The organism is Flavobacterium sp. (assembly GCF_043722275.1).
GTDB lineage: Bacteria > Bacteroidota > Bacteroidia > Flavobacteriales > Flavobacteriaceae > Flavobacterium.
Map to the genome: position 1 here is coordinate 19,293 of NZ_JAYSPC010000193.1, position 18,184 is coordinate 37,476.

Sequence of the window (18,184 nt, forward strand, 5' to 3'; positions counted from 1 at the left end):
CTCTCTTATTGTTACTTTCAAACTTTCGGCTTTCCAACTTTAAGACTGACTTAACGGTTTTGTATTCTTATATTCTCCCAATACTTTTAAATATTCTGCCATTATATTTAGTAGCGACTTGGCTTTTGCAAAATCCTCGTATTTCTCGAATGTCACATCTACGAAAAACGAATATTTCCAGGGAGTTTCAATTTTTGGTAATGACTGAATTTTGGTTAAATTCAGTTTGCAATCGCTCATTACATTTAAAACCGCTGCTAAACTTCCTCTTTTGTGATCTAATTCAAATTTGATTGACGCTCTGTTGATTTCGTTTTCCGGCAAAAATGAATTCTGTTTTTTGATAATCACAAAACGAGTCATGTTATTTTTGATCGTTTGAATTTCAGGCGCAATAATCTCAAGATCATACATTTCAGAAGCCGTTTTGCTTGCAATTGCTGCAATTCCGGTTAATTGTTTTTCCTGAATTCTTCTTGCGGTTTCAGCCGTATCTTTATCTTCAACCAATTTAATGTTCGGATATTGTTTTAAGAAATCCATGCATTGCAAAATTGCCATTGGGTGCGAATGAACTTCTTTTATATCCTCGATTTTCTGCCCTTTTAAAGCCATTAAATTTTGGTGAATGCTCAAATAATGCTCTCCAATAATGTGTAAATTATTCTTGTCAATCAAGGCATAATTCGGAATAATTGGTCCTGCAATCGAATTTTCAATCGCCATTACCGCCTGATCAGATTTTCCTGAAATCAGGCTATCGACCAATTCTTCAAAAGACAAACATTCATCAATTTCCACATTTTCAGAGAAATACTCTTTCACAACCTGATGATGAAAAGAACCTTTAATACCTTGTATTGCAATTTTAGTTGTCATATATTCAAAAAAAAATCCTGATTTTCATCAGGATTGTATATTAGTTTTATTTGTCTTTTTTAATTTCTCAAATAACCATAGCACAATCCTCACTTCTACTAAAGAAGAAATAAAAAGAGTTGCTAAAATAAAAACGGTTATTAGACATTTTGTTTGTGTTTTTCAATAAATTCTTTGCGAATGTATAAATTATTTTTACCGCACCAAAACAAATATTGCATTTTATGAAACAAAAAAGGATTTCTTAACAAAATCTATTGGTTTTGTAGGATATTATAATAAATCAGCCTTAAAATACGATTTAGGTAATTGGTTTTGAGCATTCGGTTATTAAGATATTAAGATTTTGGATCTTAAAATTTAATTGACAGCTCTAAATGCCCTCCCAGACCAAGTTCTACAATTTTTTGAAGTGTTGAAAATCTTGCTTCTTTAACATTATTTTCAATCTTAGATATATATGATTTTGTTGTACCTGCTTTTGCGGCAAGTTCTTCCTGAGTCATTCCTTTTTGAAGCCTTGCTTCATGGATCATGGCTCCAATTTTAAAACTTTCAAAACCTGCTTCAAATTCGTCACGTTTTAATGTCCCAATTTTGCCATACTCAATTTCAATAAATTCATCGAGGCTTGTTAAGTTTTTATTTTTCGCTTTCATATTCTTTTTTTATTCTTAATGCTTTTTCAATTTCTTTTTTTGGTGTTTTTTGAGTTTTCTTTTGAAAGCCATTAGTAAGAACAACTAATTTCTCTCTCTCAAAAAAACAAAAAATCCTAAAAATATCAGTTCCCACTTGAATTCTCATTTCAAAAAGCCCATCTGTATTTTCGATATATTTCAAATATGTTACTGGAACTCTATCGACATATTCAACTAATCTTATTGTCCAAAGTATTTTCTGCTTAACTTTATCTTGTTGTTTCTCGTAGAATTTTCGAAAATAATCTTTAAAGAGAAAGACAGATCTAAATTTTAAATTACTATTCATGCAAATATATAAAAGTTGTTTTAAAGTGAAACATGTTTATTTGCAATTTCACTTTCAAACAGCAATTATACGAAAAAAGCTACATTATATATTGTTTTACTTCTATTTATTTAAAACAATCCCGAAACCGGCATATTTCTAATTCCAATTTTAGCATAATCGAAATTCATCTTTTGCTGTAATAATGAAGCATAAACACTCCTGAAATCAATTTCATATTTTAAATCACCATTATCTAAGTTCGCTAAATCCGGATTATTTCCCAGGATAGTTCCCTTGTTATTTCCTCCAATAATAAACATTGGTGCTGCGGTTCCATGATCCGTTCCGTTTCCGTTATCTTTTACCCGTCGCCCAAATTCCGAAAACACAACAATGGTAACATTTTGAAGTAATTGCGCTTGTTTTAAATCCTGGTAAAAACTATATAAGGCGTCATTTAAATCGGCTAATTTTTTCTCGTGAATCGCAAGTTGATTATCATGCGTATCAAATCCGCCAAGGGAAGTATAATATACTTTTGAATTCAGATTCCCTTTTATCAATCGGCCAATCCATTCGAGGTTTTTAGACAAATCAGTTTTTGGATAACTGATTTCTGATTTTGATTTCGCCAATGCTTTCTGAATTTCATCAGATCCTTCTGTTACTGAATTGGCGATTTTCCGAACAAAATCTAATTGCGGATTATCAGATAAGGTTACATCCTCTTCTTTATCTGATTTTACTTTAAATCTATTTGGATCTTTTACGGTTATCGAATTGGGTTCCATCCCTTTTAAAGCCAGATTATCTATCGAGTCCAGATTTATTCCTGCCGTTGCCTGATGTCCGTTGCATTGCAAATCAAGATAACGACCTAACCAGCCTTCGTTAATGTATTTATTAGAATCTGTTGCGGTTTGCCAAATTTCCTGACTGCGAAAATGAGATCGAATAGGTTCCGGATATCCCACATTCTGAATTACGGTTAAATCCCCGTTTTGCTGCATTTGGGCAAAATCTTTTAACGAAGGATGAAATGCCATTCCGTTATTTTTTCCAATAACCGCATCTTTATTCAAAGCAATTTTAGTTCGTAAATCATAATACAATGGATTATCGTACGGAATAAAAGTATTCAATCCGTCATTTCCTCCATTCAATTGAATAAATACAATACACTGCTCTCCAATTACCAAATTATTTTGCGTACCAAAAGCATGTAAAAAATCAGGAAGCACAAGCATTCCGCCTGTAAAAGTTCCTGTAAGTGTTAGAAAATTCCTTCTGTTCATTGCTTTAGCTTTCTAAATTAATTGATATTCGGGTAGTTTTGTGATGTAATTAAACAGTCTTAGTACGGCAAAATTGGCGTGTTCCTCTTTTGGGTCAAAATCGTATTTGAGCAAATTTTCCATGTCTTTTTGCATCGAATCATTTACTTTAAATAATAATCGGTTAGACAATTCGGTGATAATAGTTTTGTTATTTCCGTCAGGATCAAAATCAATTTTTATGTCGATTTTCTCGAATTCTGATTTTGGCTTTTCAGTTTCAGAAGTCATCGTATTTAATACTTTTCTGGTGATGCTTCTTCCGCTGCAAAGTAAATCTGCCGTATTATTGCGTTGCAAATAAATCTGCGAAGTCAGCCAGGAATTTCCGCCATCCCAACCTTTTACATTTACCTGATTGTACAAATCCATTCCTTGCTGTTTCAGGAAAAACATAACCATACCATCATCAAGATCATCGATATGCAATTCATCCAAAAGCTGTAATATATAAACTAACGGATCTTTTATTTTAGTTCCCGAAGTCTCTTTCTTATATTCTTCGGTAAAAATTTTAGTTAATAATGGTTCGATTTCAAACTTTACTTTTCTGAAATAATCTCCGTAATATTTTACTAATTCTTCTGACGGATTATCATAAACAAACCATTTAAGGATTTTTCGGGTAATTAAATATGGGATTTCTTTTTGTTCGAAAATAATATCAACAAGATCATCTGCTTTTAAATTTCCGGTTTTCCCGAAATAAGTTTTATCGCTATTATCTTCTGCAAATTTTCTATAAACCGCTCCTTCATCTCCGTAATTTAGTCCGGCCAAAGCTCTTGCACCGTTTTTAATATCGCTTTCAGTATAATTCCCAATCCCGATGGTGAATAATTCCAATAATTCTCGACTTAGATTTTCGTTGTATTTTCCTTTTTTATTATCCACGTTGTCTAAGTATTTGACCATTGCATTCGATTTTACGATTTGCTTCGTGAGTTCTTTAAAGTTCCCAAAAGCATTTTCGCGCAAAATCATATTGTGTTGGTAAATCCAATAATTGACTTTTACTTTTTGAGTCGTAGAAACAAAATGATTGTGCCAGAAACAAACCATGTTTTCGCGTAACGGAAATTCGTCGTTTCGGATTTTGGCAATCCACCATTTTTTTAATTCAACGGCTGAATAGATTTCTTTTTTGAGAACCTTTTTCTTTTCTTCTGAATCAGCGGTTTTTATGGATTCGCGTAATTCCTTAAGTTCAAGAAGTGTTTTGGGATCGTCGTTTAAAAAAGCAGGAAGTTGTGTGTCGAATTTTGAATCATAGGAATGTTTTAGAAATTTTTCCAGTCCTAGTTTCTCAATTGTATCGGATTCTTTTCCGGAAAAACCCAATCGTAACGACCAAAGATTGCTTTTTTTCATAACGCAGGAATTTGTTTGAAATAAGACTTTGTTTTTTCCTAAAGGTTTAATTTGAGGAAGTTTCTAAGGTACTGAGATACTAAGGGGCTAAGGTTTAAAAATCTTTTGTATTAATTAAAACGGGGAAATTTTGGAAATATTATTAAAAATTTACAATAACATAGCCCAAGGTTTCAACCTTGGGCTATGTTAAACAAGTCGCTCATCTTTATCGAGCTACTTGCGGAGATTCCTCATTCTTCGGAATGACAAAAAAAACAAGATTTAATGAAAAATAAGAAATTCGTCAACAAAATTTCTCCTTTCATCAATGTACAAAAAGTAATTACCAATACTTTTTTGACTATCCTGATCTCTGAGTTCTAATTTTATTTCAACACAAGGAGTTGCAATAAATTGATGATCGATTAATATGGAAATCGATTTTAGGACTATTAAACATTCTCCTAAATGTTCTTTATCAATGTTAGTGTAATACTGAATAGCTAGGTTGTAAAACTCTTCTTTGTTTTCAATAATGCTTTTATGCAAATTCATTTATTATTCTAATATTTTACAATTTACACCAATTCTATCTGCTTCTTTTAAAAACTCTTGGACTACATTTTCATCTTCAATTTCTAAAATTATGACATTATCATCTAAAAGCATGTCAGTATTTGTTTTTGAATCTTTTAAAGACATTCCAAGTTTCTCGTATTGTAATTTAGTGAGAGAAACTTTTTCTAGTCCATATCTCCAACTCTCCATTATTACTTTTGTCATAAATATCTATTTTATTTTTTTTCCTAGCCCCGATTGAAGTGGAAATCCTTTTTTATTTTTCTTTAAAAATAAAAAAGATTGCAACGAAAAGCGGGAAATAGCTCCTAAAAAAACAAAAGCAGCTACCATAACGATAACTGCTTTCTATAAATTAAGAATAAAATCTTTCCTTTTTATTCTATCTTCTTTCTTCTAAAAAATTTAAGACCCACACATTTCACAATCTTCAGGATCTCCGGCTTGTGCTTTTAGCAACATTGCTTTGTAATCCTCAACACTGATTGATTCAGTTTCAGGAACTAAAACTGCTGTTGGTGCATCTTCTTCTTTTTTATCGTTGTTTAATGTAAATTTAATCGCATCAACCGCAGATTTTGTTCTTAGGTAATACATTCCTGTTTTTAAACCTGATTGCCATGCATAGAAGTGCATTGACGTAAGTTTAGAATAGTTTGCATCTTGCATGAACAAGTTCAATGATTGTGATTGGTCAATGAAATAACCTCTTTGACGAGACATATCGATAATGTCTTTCATAGACATTTCCCAAACTGTTTTGTATAATTCTTTCAGGTCTTGCGGAATCACATCAATGTTTTGAACTGATCCGTTGTGACGCATGATTTCTTGTTTCAACGTTTCGTTCCACAAACCTCTGTCTACTAAATCATGAAGTAAATGTTTGTTTACTACGATAAATTCTCCGGACAATACACGACGTGTGTAAATGTTTGATGTATAGGGTTCGAAAGCTTCGTTGTTTCCTAAAATTTGCGAAGTTGAAGCAGTTGGCATTGGAGCAACTAATAATGAATTACGAACTCCGTGTTCCATTACTTCTTTTCTTAATGAAGCCCAGTCCCAACGACCAGATAATTCTTCATCTTTCATTCCCCACATATTGTATTGAAATTCTCCTTTTGACATTGGAGATCCTTCAAATGTTGAATATGGACCTTCTTCTTTTGCCATTTCCATAGAAGCGGTTACGGCTGCGAAGTATAATGTTTCGAAAATTTCCTGATTCAATACTTTTGCTTCATCACTTGTAAACGGCATACGCAACATGATAAAAGCATCTGCTAAACCTTGAACTCCTAATCCTACCGGACGGTGACGTAAGTTAGAATTTTCAGCTTCTTTTACCGGATAGTAGTTTCTGTCAATTACTTTGTTTAGGTTACGGGTTACACGTTTTGTAACATTGTAAAGCGCCTGATGATCGAATTTTCCATTTTCAATAAACATTGGTAATGAAATAGAAGCTAAGTTACAAACCGCGATTTCATCTTTAGATGTGTACTCCATAATCTCAGTACACAAGTTTGACGAACGAATTGTTCCTAAATTCTTGTGGTTTGATTTACGGTTTGCTGCATCTTTGTACAACATATAAGGTGTTCCAGTTTCGATTTGTGATTCAAGGATTTTCTCCCATAATTCACGTGCACGAATTGTTTTTCTGCCTTTTCCTCTAAATTCATAATCAAGATACATTGCTTCGAATTCTTCTCCGTAAACGTCATATAATCCCGGACATTCATTAGGACACATTAAAGTCCATGATGCATCTTCCTGAACGCGTTTCATGAATAAATCTGAAGTCCACATTGCGAAGAATAAATCTCTTGCACGCATTTCTTCTTTTCCTGTATTTTTCTTTAAATCCAAAAAGTCGAAGATATCCGCATGCCATGTTTCGATATAAATCGCAAAACTTCCTTTACGTTTTCCTCCACCCTGATCTACGTAACGCGCCGTATCGTTGAATACTCTCAACATTGGCACTATTCCGTTTGAAGTTCCGTTTGTACCACGAATATAAGATCCTGTTGCACGAACGTTATGAATAGAAAGACCAATTCCTCCTGCTGATTGCGAGATTTTAGCCGTTTGTTTTAATGTGTCATAAATACCATCAATACTATCATCCTGCATTGCCAAAAGGAAACAAGAAGACATTTGTGGTTTTGGAGTTCCGGCATTGAACAACGTTGGCGTTGCGTGCGTGAAGAACTTTTTAGACATTAAATCGTAAGTTTCAATTACCGATTTTAAATCGTCAAGGTGAATACCAACCGAAACACGCATCAACATATGTTGTGGTCTTTCGACGATTTTTCCGTTTATTTTTAGCAAATACGAACGCTCTAAAGTTTTGAAACCAAAGTAATCGTAATTAAAATCTCTTGTATAAATAATATGAGAATCCAAGAACTCTGAGTTTTCCTGAATTACTTTAAATACTTCATCCGAAAGTAATGGCGCTTCTTGTCCATTTCTTGGATTTACGTATAAGTACATATCTTTCATCGTTTCTGAAAACGATTTTTTTGTATTTGAATGTAGGTTCGAAATCGCCACACGCGCTGCTAATTGTGCATAATCAGGATGCGCAATTGTCATAGAAGCCGCCGTTTCTGCCGCAAGATTATCTAGTTCAGAAGTTGAAACCCCATCATACAATCCTTCGATAACACGCATCGCTACCTTAACAGGATCTACAAGTTCATTTAAACCGTAACACAATTTTTTGATTCTTTCTGTAATCTTATCAAACATTACGGGCTCTTTGTGGCCATCTCTTTTTACTACATACATAAGCTTACTTTTTTAGTTATTGAAAAAATGAAAGACACTGGAATAACGACTTCCAGGTCTTAAACATTGTGTGTTTTTAAATTATTTTTTGAGAATTGCAGGATTCTCAATAGTTGTGTATTCCAGACTAAAAATAGACTGAAAAGGCATTAAAAATTGTTTGAATCTTCGATTTGGGAATGAGATTCAATCTTGAAAATTGTACTGTTATAAATTAATCTTTAATAGCGTTTCGAGGTAACGCTAAAATATACTTGCGCTAAAAATCTGCATCAAATGAAATTTTCTGAGCATCGCTATCTGTGTTCATCACACCAGATTTTTGATACTCGGCAACACGTTTTTCAAAGAAATTGGTTTTTCCCTGAAGTGAGATCATGTCCATAAAGTCAAACGGATTCGATGATCCATATACACGTTCACAATTTAATTCTACTAATAATCTATCCGCAACAAATTCTAAGTATTGCGTCATCAAAACAGCGTTCATACCAATTAAACTTACTGGAAGAGATTCTGTAACAAACTCTCTTTCAATCGCTAAAGCATCAACGATAATTTCTTTGATTCTTTCTTTTGGCACTTTGTTAATTAAGTGATGATTGTGTAAGTGTACTGCAAAGTCACAGTGAACACCTTCGTCACGAGAAATCAATTCGTTTGAAAAAGTCAAACCTGGCATTAAACCACGTTTTTTTAACCAATAAATAGAACAGAAAGCACCTGAAAAGAAAATTCCTTCAACCGCAGCAAAAGCAATTAGTCTTTCGGCAAACGAATCAGAGTCGATCCATTTTAAAGCCCAGTCTGCTTTTTTCTTAATTGCAGGAAAAACTTCTAAAGCATTAAACAATTCTGCTTTCTCTGCTTCATCTTTCACGTAAGTGTCAATTAATAAAGAATAAGTTTCACTATGAATGTTTTCCATCATGATTTGAAAACCATAGAAAAACTTTGCTTCAGCGTATTGAACTTCGTTAACAAAATTCTCAGCTAGGTTTTCATTTACGATCCCGTCAGAAGCTGCAAAAAATGCTAATATGTGTTTAATGAAATATCTTTCGTCCTCACTCAATTTATTATTCCAGTCTGTCAAGTCTTGGTGCAAATCGATTTCTTCAGCAGTCCAGAAACTAGCTTCCATTTTTTTATACCATTCCCAAATATCATGATGTTTGATAGGAAAAATAACGAAACGATTTTTATTTTCTTGTAATATTGGTTCGACTTGTGACATGGTAATTTTTGTTTAATTTTTGTACTGAATTTTACTAATTTAATACGAATACAAAGATTGTCATTTATCGCTAAAAATGAAAGCCAAACTTATTCACAATTCGACATAGTTTTTAACAACGCAGAAAAATGAGATATTTTTCAGACAATTATTAATTATTTGTAAATGAGACATTTAATATAGTAATTTACACCTAAAGTCCCGTAGAATATAGATTTTTTGGAATAAAAAGCAAGAAAATTTTAATTGTTTTGAAAAGTTTTTTTTGAGTTAAAACTTTATTTTTTGAGTTAAAATACATCTTTAAAAAGCGGTAACTATAGCGCCTGAATTTTTACTTTTTTTTAAGTTCTTCAGCAACTTTTTCAAGCTCTAAATACCAGTCCTGACCAAAACGGCGAATCAACGCTTCTTTGACAAATTTATAAACCGGAACTTCCAACTCTTTTCCTAAAGAACAGGCGTCATCGCAAATATCCCATTTGTCGTAATTGACCCCAGCAAATTCTGTAAAGTCTTTTACTCTGATTGGATATAAATGACAAGAAACTGGTTTTTTCCAATCTATGATTCCCTGATTATATGCTTGTTCGATTCCGCAAAGTGCGGTTTTGCCGTCAAAAATAACATAAGCACAATCTTTTTCGTCGATTAACGGCGTTTCAAGATCACCATCGGTTCCTTTTACCCAAGCTCCTTGCGCTTCAATGGCAGCAATCCCTTCTTTGCGTAAAAAAGGTTTTACTTTAGGATAAATTTCTTCCATTATTCTGGTTTCTTCTTCACTTAAAGGAGCGCCCGCATCTCCGTCAACACAGCAAGCTCCTTTACAAGCTGACAAGTTGCACACAAATTCTTTTTCAAGAATATCTTCTGAAATAATGGTTTTTCCTAGTTGAAACATGATAATAAAGTACTGAAATTTATAAAGTGCAAAGATAGACAAAGAAAACAGATATATTTTTATTCTTTTTTTCATGTCGGTTTAACGCATGAAATATGTTGAATTTTACCGCAGAGTACACAAAGTTTTTTAGCAAAGAATCGCAAAGTTTAATTTTATGAAGGATAATTGAAAAAATATTTTCAAAGTTCCCAAAGCTTTATAGAATACACAATCTTATAAAGCTGTTCGAATATGCAAAATCCTCGTAAAAAATAATCTGCCTCAAAGACTCATAAAGTATTCGCAAATATCCACAAGGAATATTTAGCCTTTTTTAATCTTTTTACAATTCAAGCTTTTTGAATCTTTACAAAAATCATTGCAATACTCTAAACCAAAAACAACAATTGTTACAAAAAACACTTTTTTAACTACAAAACCATGTTTTTATAACAAAAGTGCATTGTGTCAAAAAAAGCCCTAACTTTATTATCTACATTTGCACATCGTTAAACACTAAAAGAAAAATTATGCTACAAATTGATTATAAGGAAATTATCACTGTTGGAATGGTTCTTTTTGCCGTAATTGATATCGTAGGTTCAATTCCTATTATTGTAAATCTAAGATCCAAAGTTGGGCATATAGAATCTGAAAAAGCTTCAATTGTTGCCGGACTTATTATGATTGTTTTTCTATTTGTGGGAGAAGGTTTTTTGAGCCTTATAGGTATTGATGTGCATTCTTTTGCAGTTGCGGGTTCATTCGTTTTATTTTTTCTTGCTTTAGAAATGATTTTAGGAATCAGAATCTATCGTGACGAAGAACCGGGATCAGCTTCAATCGTTCCTTTGGCGTTTCCGTTAATTGCCGGAGCAGGAACTATGACGACTTTACTTTCACTGCGATCTCAATTTCACACCATTAATATCATTATTGCAATTTTATTGAATATAATTTTGGTTTATATTGTTTTAAAATCGTCTAAAAAAATCGAGACTTTATTAGGAGAAAACGGACTTGGCGTTGTCCGCAAGACATTTGGAGTCATACTTTTAGCAATTGCTGTTAAATTATTCGCTGCTAATGTTAAAGGTTTGTTCGTCTAACAATTATTTTTATAAATTTACCCCACAAAAATTTTAAAAACACAACTTAAGGACATTTTACAACTCTTCAGGTTTACTTTAATATTTTAGACAAACAAACAACCATTATGAAAATTTTTACTTCAATCTTAGTGCTTCTGGCATTAGCTTTAATTGTTTTTAATATTACGTTGCTAGACTTCAAAAATCCTTTTCAAGGAGACAGTGTAGTTGCTTTTATTGGAATTGCAGCTTCATTTTGTGCCGTTTTAATTCTTTTGATTTTTAGAATTTCTAAAAGAATCGAAGAAAAAACAAACGGTCGATAATATGTTTGACGTTTTAATTATTGGCGGAGGCGTTTCAGGCATGTCTTGTGCACTGGTTTTAGGCTCAGCCAAAAACAAAGCTTTTGTTACCGATAAAAAAATCGGAATTTTTACGCACCAAAAAAATTCTTCTTTACAAGAAGCAATTTTCTACAATGCTTATGGCATAACGCCAGGTAAATTAGGATCTGATTTACTATTAGAAAGCACGCAGGATTTAGCAACGGCTTATCCGCATATTTCCCAGATTGCTAATGAAAAGGTAATTAAAGTTGAAGGATCTTATCCTGAATTTACGGTTACTACAAATAAAAACTCTTATAAAACAAAAAGTATAGTCGTAGGAATTGGTTCTGCAAATACTTTTGATATTGAGGGTTTAACGCAATATATTGAACCTCACAAAAAAGCACTTCCCGAAAAACAACGTATTCAGCTTAAAAACGACGATCATAAAGTATCCGATGGTATTTATGTTATAGGAACTTTAGCAGGCTGGAGAAGCCAATTGGCAATTGCTGCCGGAAGTGGCGCTGCAGTTGCCACAGATATTCTTACTTTATGGAATAACGGCGTACAAACTCACGCTCACGATAGTATTCGATAGAATTTAAAACATTAGTTTTTTATTTTACCATTAAGAGATTAAGTTTATTAAGCTATGACTTGAACTTCACTTAACCAATTAATAGAAAAAGCAAAGTTTATAAAAAATTAAACCATTAAGAGATTAAGGAATTTAGCCGCAAAGCTTAATAAACTTAATATCTTAATGGTTTAAAAAGAATTAATGTTCAGAATTTACTTTACCGAAACAATTTCTCTAACTGTCATATGTTTTTCAGTTTCAGTTTTCCAGATTTCTCCTTTTAACGAAACCTCATCACCTGTTTTTAATTTCTTGTAATTTTGCGGTCCGCCAACATTTACAATGCTGATTACGGCAAAATAAACTTCTTTTTTATCAGTAGTTACTTTTGCAGTATAACCGTCTTTCCCAAATTCTATCGAATCTACTTTTCCTGTAACTGTATTATCCTTTTTCATACTTGCGCAAGAAATTACAAATGTCATTAGAACTATTAGAAAACTTACTCTTTTTAGATTTTTCATATTTTATATTTTATGTAAAGCTCGCTCATTTTCAAGAAGATCTATTACATTATATTTTAAAAAATTATTATTATTTTATTGTAAAGCCGCGCAACTTCCCGCAATCACTTTTACATTTTCTTCAAATTGTTTCCAAACTCTGATATACCTAAATGCACCATTTAAGATATTGCCTTCATAAGTTCCTTTGAGCATAATCGTTACCGCAACTACAGCCGTATCATCAATTATATTAATAAGCTGATCCGAAGCTTCTAATACATCGATTTTCATTTTACCCGATCGATAAGATTCTAAATCAAATTTCTTAGTAATGGTTTGTCCATCCGGTAAATTAAAAAGCAAATCATCGTGCAGCATTTTATCCAAAGTTGGAATATTTGCCGTTTTAATTGCCGTTAAAAGTTCGATTTCAGCATTTACAATATTTTCTATTTTCATCTGATTCAAAATTAAGGATTACTTTTTCGGATTCAAAACTGCTTTGATCATCGCGTCTTCTTTCAGGATAACATCATAATAATACAATTCGCCATAAAGTTGACGGGCAAATTCTGCTGTGATGTAACGATTTACCAAAGCTTTGGTTTTATCTAATTTCAAGTCTAAACCTGTCATTAAAATATAAGTTCTGAACTTTTTAAAATACGCATCAGAGTTTTTCATCTTAGCCAAAAATTCATTAAAATGAAGTCCTTTAAAAGCATCTCTGTTTTTATCTAATTCTTCAAAAACAAAATGCCCAACGATTCCGGTTTGCATTAAATAAGCAACATTTTCATTTCCGTGTTCGGCTTCAATTGGCACAAAAATATCCGGAACAATTCCGCCGCCACCGTATACAATTTTTCCTTTTGGAGTTTTGAATTTTAAAGAATCTGCTACTTTAATGCTGTCTTTTGCATAAAGTTCACCTGATTTCACACGTGATTCTGATTCTTTAAAATATTCTTCGTTTCCTTTTTTATACGGTTTTTGAATTGATCTTCCGGTTGGCGTGTAATATCTTGCCACGGTTAATCTTACCGCAGATCCGTCGTTGAAATCCATTTCGCGCTGTACCAATCCTTTTCCAAAAGAACGGCGACCCACAATAGTACCGCGATCACTATCCTGAAGTGCTCCAGCCAGGATTTCACTTGCAGATGCGCTATTTTCGTTAATTAAAACATATACTTTTCCGGTTTCAAAACTTCCGGCTTTTGTCGCAAATGTTTTTTCGGTTGTTCCGTTTTTATTTTTTGTAAAAACGATTAGCTGTTTGTCTTTCAAAAACTCATCGGCAATTGCAATCGCTTCTTCCATATAACCTCCGCCATTATCACGAAGATCAATTACCAGCGATTCAATTCCGTTTTGTTTCAATCTTGTTAAACCGGTTTTGAATTCATTAAAAGTAGTTTCGGCAAAACGGTTGATTTTTATATAACCGGTTTTATTGTCGAGCAATAATGATGCATCAACACTTTTTATCGGAATAATATCTCTTTTTACTTTAAACTTAAGTTTCTTTTGTTCTGATTTTCTAAAAACAGTCAATTCAATTTCAGAACCTTTTAATCCTTTTAATTTCGAAAATAAACTATCCGAAGGCAATCTTCTTCCAAACAATTTTGTTTTTCCTGCAAATAAAATTCGGTCACCAGATTTTATTCCTGCTTTCGCCGAAGGTCCGTTTTCAATAGGTTTTATAATCGCAACAGAATCTTTATACATATAAAAATTGATTCCGATTCCCACAAAATCTCCTTTCATACTTTCGGCTACTTCTGCTTGTTCTGTTGGCGGAATATAAACGGAATGCGGATCTAATTTTGATAGAATATTATCAACTGTAAGGTTTACAATAGAATCTGTATTGATGCTGTCAACATATTCATTGTTGATAAAATCAATTAGTTTGTTCAGCTTTGTTTTCGAGTAATTTTTAGCCAAAAGCTGTTCATCTACGGGAGCATTCATAACGCTTCCGAGAACAATTCCGAGGGCAAAAGTCCCTCCAACGATGATTGGCAAATATTTTGGATTAAATTTCATTTATTCTTCTGAAACAGGAATATGTTCGACTTCAATACCTGCTTTTATTAAAAATTGAATTCCGGAATCATCGCGATATCCGTTTTGATAAACTACTCTTTTTATTCCTGATTGATGTATTAATTTACTGCATTCCTTGCAAGGCGAAAGCGTAATGTATAAAGTTGCACCTTCACATGATTGTGTTGATCTGGCTACTTTTAAAATCGCATTTGCTTCGGCATGTAAAACATCCCAGCGTGTTAATCCGTCTTCATCTTCGCAGCAATTTTCAAATCCGGATGGAGTTCCATTGTATCCGTCAGAAATAATCATTCTGTCTTTTACGATAATTGCGCCTACTTGTTTTCGTTTACAATACGAGAGCGCGCCCCATTCTTTGGCAATTCTCAAATAAGCTTTATCGTATTTATTTAATTTCTTTTCTTCCATTTATTTATCTGTTCCAAATTGGGCTTTCGATAATCATAGGAACTACTACTCCTATAATAAAAGCCGACATTACAAGTGCCCAATCGCGTTTTGAAAAACGAAATACGGTTTGCACAATATATGAGATTATCAGAACCACGAAAACTACAACTAACTGAGCTGCTTCGATTCCTAATGCAAACTCGCCTAAAGGTAGTAATTTTGAACTAGGTGATCCTCCTAAAATAGTTTTGAAATAATTTGAGAATCCAAGTCCGTGTATAATTCCAAAAAACAGGGTTACAAAAAACACTAAATTCAAACCATCGCTCTTAGATGCTTTTCCTGCCGAAAAGAGATTGAATATGGCGGTTATTAAAATTGTTATCGGAATTAGAAATTCGACTGTATTCACTTTTATGGCAATGATTCCATAAACCGAAAGCAATAAAGCTACTGTATGACCTATTGTAAAAACAGAAACTAAGAGTAAAATACGTTTCCAGTCTTTAAACAAATAAGGCGTTGTTAATGCGATTAAAAAAAGAACGTGATCGTAAGCGTGAATATCTAAAACGTGCTTTAATCCTATTTGAAAATAAATCCAAAATTCTGACATACTGGTACTACTATTAAATGATTAGGGGTTGTAAACTTACGATTTATTTTGAAAAATTAACGGTGCAAAATATTAAATCAATAAGTTAAATTTTATGAGAAATTTAAATTTGTTAAATTAAAATAAGATTTATCTTTGCCCAATAAAAAACTAATAGATTATGGCATTTTCAGAATTATTTGATAACGAATTCAAACAAAGAAACAGGGGTCATTTCTCTGCAATTGTTCGTGTAGCTTTTGCGGACGGCAAAGTAAGTCCAGAGGAAAAAGACTTTTTAGATAAATTAGCATCTACATTACAAATTTCAGAAGATGAATACACAGAAATTCTTTCAGATCCGTGGAAACATCCAATAAACCCACCTTATTTATATACACAACGTTTAGAGCGTTTGTATGATTTAGCAAGAATGGTTCACGTTGACCACCATTTAGGTGATCAGCAGGAAGTTATGTTAACCCGTATGGGATTAGCTTTAGGGTTTACTCCAGGAAACGTAAATTATATTGTTAGAAAAGCATTGTCTTTAGTAGATAAAAAAGTAGATTTAGATACTTTCCTTTTCGAAATGGAAAATATGAACAAATAAAAAAGTATTCAGTTTGCAGTCGCAGTTTTCAGTTTTTGGCTGGAAATTAAAAAATTTGTAAACTTGAACTTAACAAATAAACCCGACAGGTTTTAAAAATCTGTCGGGTTTGCTGTTTTTAAACTAAAACGAAAAATCTATTTATTCCAAAATAAACCTAACAGGTTTTAAAAACCTGTTAGGTTGTCTGAGACTGAGCCTTACTCAGCTGCCATAAATTCCTCCGCTTTTTCTACCATATTATAGCTTCCGCAGAAAAATGGAACTCTTTGGTGTAATTCTGTTGGCTGGATTTCCATAATTCTTCCAAAACCATCTGTTGCTTTTCCTCCTGCTTGTTCTGCAATAAATGCCATTGGATTACATTCATATAATAAACGCAATTTCCCTTTTGGTGCTTTTGTGCTTGTTGGATATAAATAAATTCCGCCTTTGATCATATTTCGATGAAAATCAGAAACCAGACTTCCAATATATCTTGAAGTATATGGTCTGTCTTCTTCTTCTCTCTGGCAATATTTAATGTAGTTTTTTACTCCCTGTGGAAAATGAACATAATTCCCTTCGTTTACCGAATATATATTTCCGTTTTTTGGAAATTGCATATTTGGATGTGACAAATAAAATGTTCCGATTGCCGGATTTAATGTAAAACCATTTACGCCATGACCTGTTGTATAAACCAACATCGTCGAAGTTCCATAAATTACATACCCTGCTGCTACCTGATTGATTCCCGGTTGTAAAAAATCCTCGCTTGTAACCGGAGTTCCTATTGGGGTAATTCGCCTAAAAACCGAAAAAATAGTTCCCACAGAAACATTTACATCAATGTTTGATGATCCGTCAAGCGGATCCATTAAGATCACGTACTTATTATTATGACTGTTGTCGCTCCCCTGAACAGTAATAAAATCGTCGTTTTCTTCTGAAGCAATTCCACAGACAATCTCACGGTTTATTAACGTCTGGATAAATACTTCGTTTGCATACACATCTAATTTTTGCTGGTCTTCTCCCTGAATATTTTGTTCGCCTGCTGCGCCAATAATATCCACTAATCCGGCTTTGTTGACTTTATAGTTGACAACTTTTGCCGCCAAACGTATAGAGTTGATAATTCGGGAAAGCTCTCCCGACGAATACTGAAATGCTTTTTGGTTCTCAATAATAAACTCTCCTAGTGTTTTATTGCGTTCTTCCATTACTATATCGTTGTAGTTTTAATTTTAAGTCACAAATATCGTTTTTTTTGTGAGAATGATTTAAAAATTATTTCGTTAGTTTGCCACTATTGTATATTTGCTAATTAAAGACAACAAGTACCGAATAAAAGAATACTTTTTTAGCTAATAAACGTTTAATAATACGAATATATGAATTGCCCTTACAAAATGTTTTGTGCAGACAAACACCTTAAATAAGAAAGCGATATCATAAAATTAAAAAATAAATATTTACAGAATATGAATATCAGAAAAGGAAATCCTGAAGACATGGAATCGGTTTTGGGATTAATACAGGAGTTGGCAATATTCGAAAAAGAACCGGAAGCTGTTGTAATAACTGTTGATGATTTAGTGCGTGATGGCTTTGGTGAAAACCCACTGTTTCATGTTTTTGTTGCCGAAGTTGAACAGGAAATTGTGGGAATTGCTCTTTATTATTACCGTTATTCAACCTGGAAAGGAAAAACAATACATCTTGAAGATTTAATTGTAAAGGATAAAATGCGAGGAACCGGTTTGGGATCTGCGCTTTATTCTGAAATTATGAAGCAAGGAAAAAAAGATAATGTTCGAAGAATAGAATGGAATGTTCTCGACTGGAATACTCCGGCAGTAAAATTCTACGAAAATTCAGGAGCAAAAATCCTTGAGGAATGGCGAGTTGTTCAAATGGATGAAGCGGGAATTAATTCTTTTCTGGAAAAATAATCAAAATATATTT

21 protein-coding genes are annotated in these 18,184 nt (G+C 32.9%); 5 read left to right on the plus strand and 16 right to left on the minus strand.

Annotated elements, in window-relative coordinates:
- Positions 1–39: 39 nt before the first annotated feature.
- The 10 genes from ACHZDT_RS22255 to ACHZDT_RS22300 form a co-directional block, all read right to left on the minus strand.
- Positions 40–879 (minus strand): prephenate dehydratase, encoded by an 840-nt coding sequence (locus ACHZDT_RS22255; RefSeq protein ID WP_394776893.1) that lies wholly within the window; start codon positions 877–879, stop codon positions 40–42.
- A 353-nt stretch (positions 880–1,232) separates the two neighbouring features.
- The gene (locus ACHZDT_RS22260) at positions 1,233–1,538 is read right to left on the minus strand and encodes a helix-turn-helix domain-containing protein (protein WP_394776894.1); all 306 of its coding nucleotides are present in this window, start codon (positions 1,536–1,538) and stop codon (positions 1,233–1,235) included.
- Complete coding sequence (locus tag ACHZDT_RS22265; RefSeq protein ID WP_394776895.1) at positions 1,522–1,869, minus strand: type II toxin-antitoxin system RelE/ParE family toxin; 348 nt, start codon at positions 1,867–1,869, stop codon at positions 1,522–1,524. The genes ACHZDT_RS22260 and ACHZDT_RS22265 overlap by 17 nt, the downstream gene beginning before the upstream one ends.
- Before the next feature lie 110 nt (positions 1,870–1,979).
- The gene (locus ACHZDT_RS22270) at positions 1,980–3,146 is read right to left on the minus strand and encodes a DUF1501 domain-containing protein (protein WP_394776896.1); all 1,167 of its coding nucleotides are present in this window, start codon (positions 3,144–3,146) and stop codon (positions 1,980–1,982) included.
- A gap of 12 nt (positions 3,147–3,158) precedes the next feature.
- Positions 3,159–4,556, minus strand: a complete 1,398-nt coding sequence (locus tag ACHZDT_RS22275; RefSeq protein ID WP_394776897.1) for a DUF1800 domain-containing protein — start codon at positions 4,554–4,556, stop codon at positions 3,159–3,161.
- 264 nt (positions 4,557–4,820) lie between these two features.
- Entirely contained in the window at positions 4,821–5,093 is a 273-nt protein-coding gene (locus tag ACHZDT_RS22280) for a hypothetical protein (RefSeq protein ID WP_394776898.1), read from the minus strand.
- Positions 5,094–5,096: 3 nt separating this feature from the next.
- Positions 5,097–5,321, minus strand: coding sequence for a hypothetical protein (locus tag ACHZDT_RS22285; RefSeq protein ID WP_394776899.1), 225 nt, complete (start codon positions 5,319–5,321; stop codon positions 5,097–5,099).
- A 201-nt stretch (positions 5,322–5,522) separates the two neighbouring features.
- The gene (locus ACHZDT_RS22290) at positions 5,523–7,922 is read right to left on the minus strand and encodes a ribonucleoside-diphosphate reductase subunit alpha (protein ID WP_394776900.1); all 2,400 of its coding nucleotides are present in this window, start codon (positions 7,920–7,922) and stop codon (positions 5,523–5,525) included.
- Positions 7,923–8,181: 259 nt separating this feature from the next.
- Entirely contained in the window at positions 8,182–9,159 is a 978-nt protein-coding gene (locus tag ACHZDT_RS22295) for a ribonucleotide-diphosphate reductase subunit beta (RefSeq protein WP_394776901.1), read from the minus strand.
- A gap of 334 nt (positions 9,160–9,493) precedes the next feature.
- The gene (locus tag ACHZDT_RS22300) at positions 9,494–10,063 is read right to left on the minus strand and encodes a DUF3109 family protein (protein WP_394777015.1); all 570 of its coding nucleotides are present in this window, start codon (positions 10,061–10,063) and stop codon (positions 9,494–9,496) included.
- Between the two features lie 512 nt (positions 10,064–10,575).
- Here ACHZDT_RS22300 and ACHZDT_RS22305 point away from each other — a divergent pair.
- The 3 genes from ACHZDT_RS22305 (at position 10,576) to ACHZDT_RS22315 (ending at position 12,069) form a co-directional block, all read left to right on the plus strand.
- Entirely contained in the window at positions 10,576–11,154 is a 579-nt protein-coding gene (locus tag ACHZDT_RS22305; protein ID WP_394776902.1) for a MarC family protein, read from the plus strand.
- A gap of 107 nt (positions 11,155–11,261) precedes the next feature.
- Positions 11,262–11,462: a hypothetical protein gene (locus ACHZDT_RS22310; RefSeq protein WP_017496183.1), complete on the plus strand. Its 201-nt coding sequence runs from the start codon at positions 11,262–11,264 to the stop codon at positions 11,460–11,462.
- Position 11,463: 1 nt separating this feature from the next.
- Entirely contained in the window at positions 11,464–12,069 is a 606-nt protein-coding gene (locus ACHZDT_RS22315; protein ID WP_394776903.1) for an FAD-dependent oxidoreductase, read from the plus strand.
- A gap of 194 nt (positions 12,070–12,263) precedes the next feature.
- Here the strand turns inward: ACHZDT_RS22315 and ACHZDT_RS22320 are convergent, their stop codons facing one another.
- From ACHZDT_RS22320 to ACHZDT_RS22340, 5 genes are all read right to left on the minus strand, one after another.
- The gene (locus ACHZDT_RS22320) at positions 12,264–12,575 is read right to left on the minus strand and encodes a hypothetical protein (RefSeq protein ID WP_394776904.1); all 312 of its coding nucleotides are present in this window, start codon (positions 12,573–12,575) and stop codon (positions 12,264–12,266) included.
- A gap of 75 nt (positions 12,576–12,650) precedes the next feature.
- Positions 12,651–13,016, minus strand: coding sequence for a nuclear transport factor 2 family protein (locus ACHZDT_RS22325; RefSeq protein ID WP_394776905.1), 366 nt, complete (start codon positions 13,014–13,016; stop codon positions 12,651–12,653).
- An 18-nt stretch (positions 13,017–13,034) separates the two neighbouring features.
- Positions 13,035–14,612 (minus strand): S41 family peptidase, encoded by a 1,578-nt coding sequence (locus ACHZDT_RS22330; RefSeq protein WP_394776906.1) that lies wholly within the window; start codon positions 14,610–14,612, stop codon positions 13,035–13,037.
- On the minus strand, positions 14,613–15,044 hold the full coding sequence (locus tag ACHZDT_RS22335) for a deoxycytidylate deaminase (protein WP_394776907.1): 432 nt from the start codon (positions 15,042–15,044) through the stop codon (positions 14,613–14,615).
- Positions 15,045–15,048: 4 nt separating this feature from the next.
- Positions 15,049–15,642, minus strand: a complete 594-nt coding sequence (locus ACHZDT_RS22340; RefSeq protein ID WP_394776908.1) for a HupE/UreJ family protein — start codon at positions 15,640–15,642, stop codon at positions 15,049–15,051.
- A 160-nt stretch (positions 15,643–15,802) separates the two neighbouring features.
- On the opposite strand from ACHZDT_RS22340, the gene ACHZDT_RS22345 reads away from it, so the two are divergent.
- Positions 15,803–16,234, plus strand: coding sequence for a TerB family tellurite resistance protein (locus tag ACHZDT_RS22345; RefSeq protein ID WP_394776909.1), 432 nt, complete (start codon positions 15,803–15,805; stop codon positions 16,232–16,234).
- A gap of 200 nt (positions 16,235–16,434) precedes the next feature.
- Here ACHZDT_RS22345 and fbp read toward each other — a convergent pair whose 3' ends face one another.
- Positions 16,435–17,439, minus strand: a complete 1,005-nt coding sequence (fbp, locus tag ACHZDT_RS22350; RefSeq protein ID WP_394776910.1) for a class 1 fructose-bisphosphatase — start codon at positions 17,437–17,439, stop codon at positions 16,435–16,437.
- Between the two features lie 261 nt (positions 17,440–17,700).
- On the opposite strand from fbp, the gene ACHZDT_RS22355 reads away from it, so the two are divergent.
- A complete protein-coding gene (locus ACHZDT_RS22355; protein ID WP_394776911.1) occupies positions 17,701–18,171 on the plus strand; it encodes a GNAT family N-acetyltransferase in 471 nt (156 codons plus the stop codon).
- The last annotated feature ends 13 nt before the right edge of the window (positions 18,172–18,184 follow it).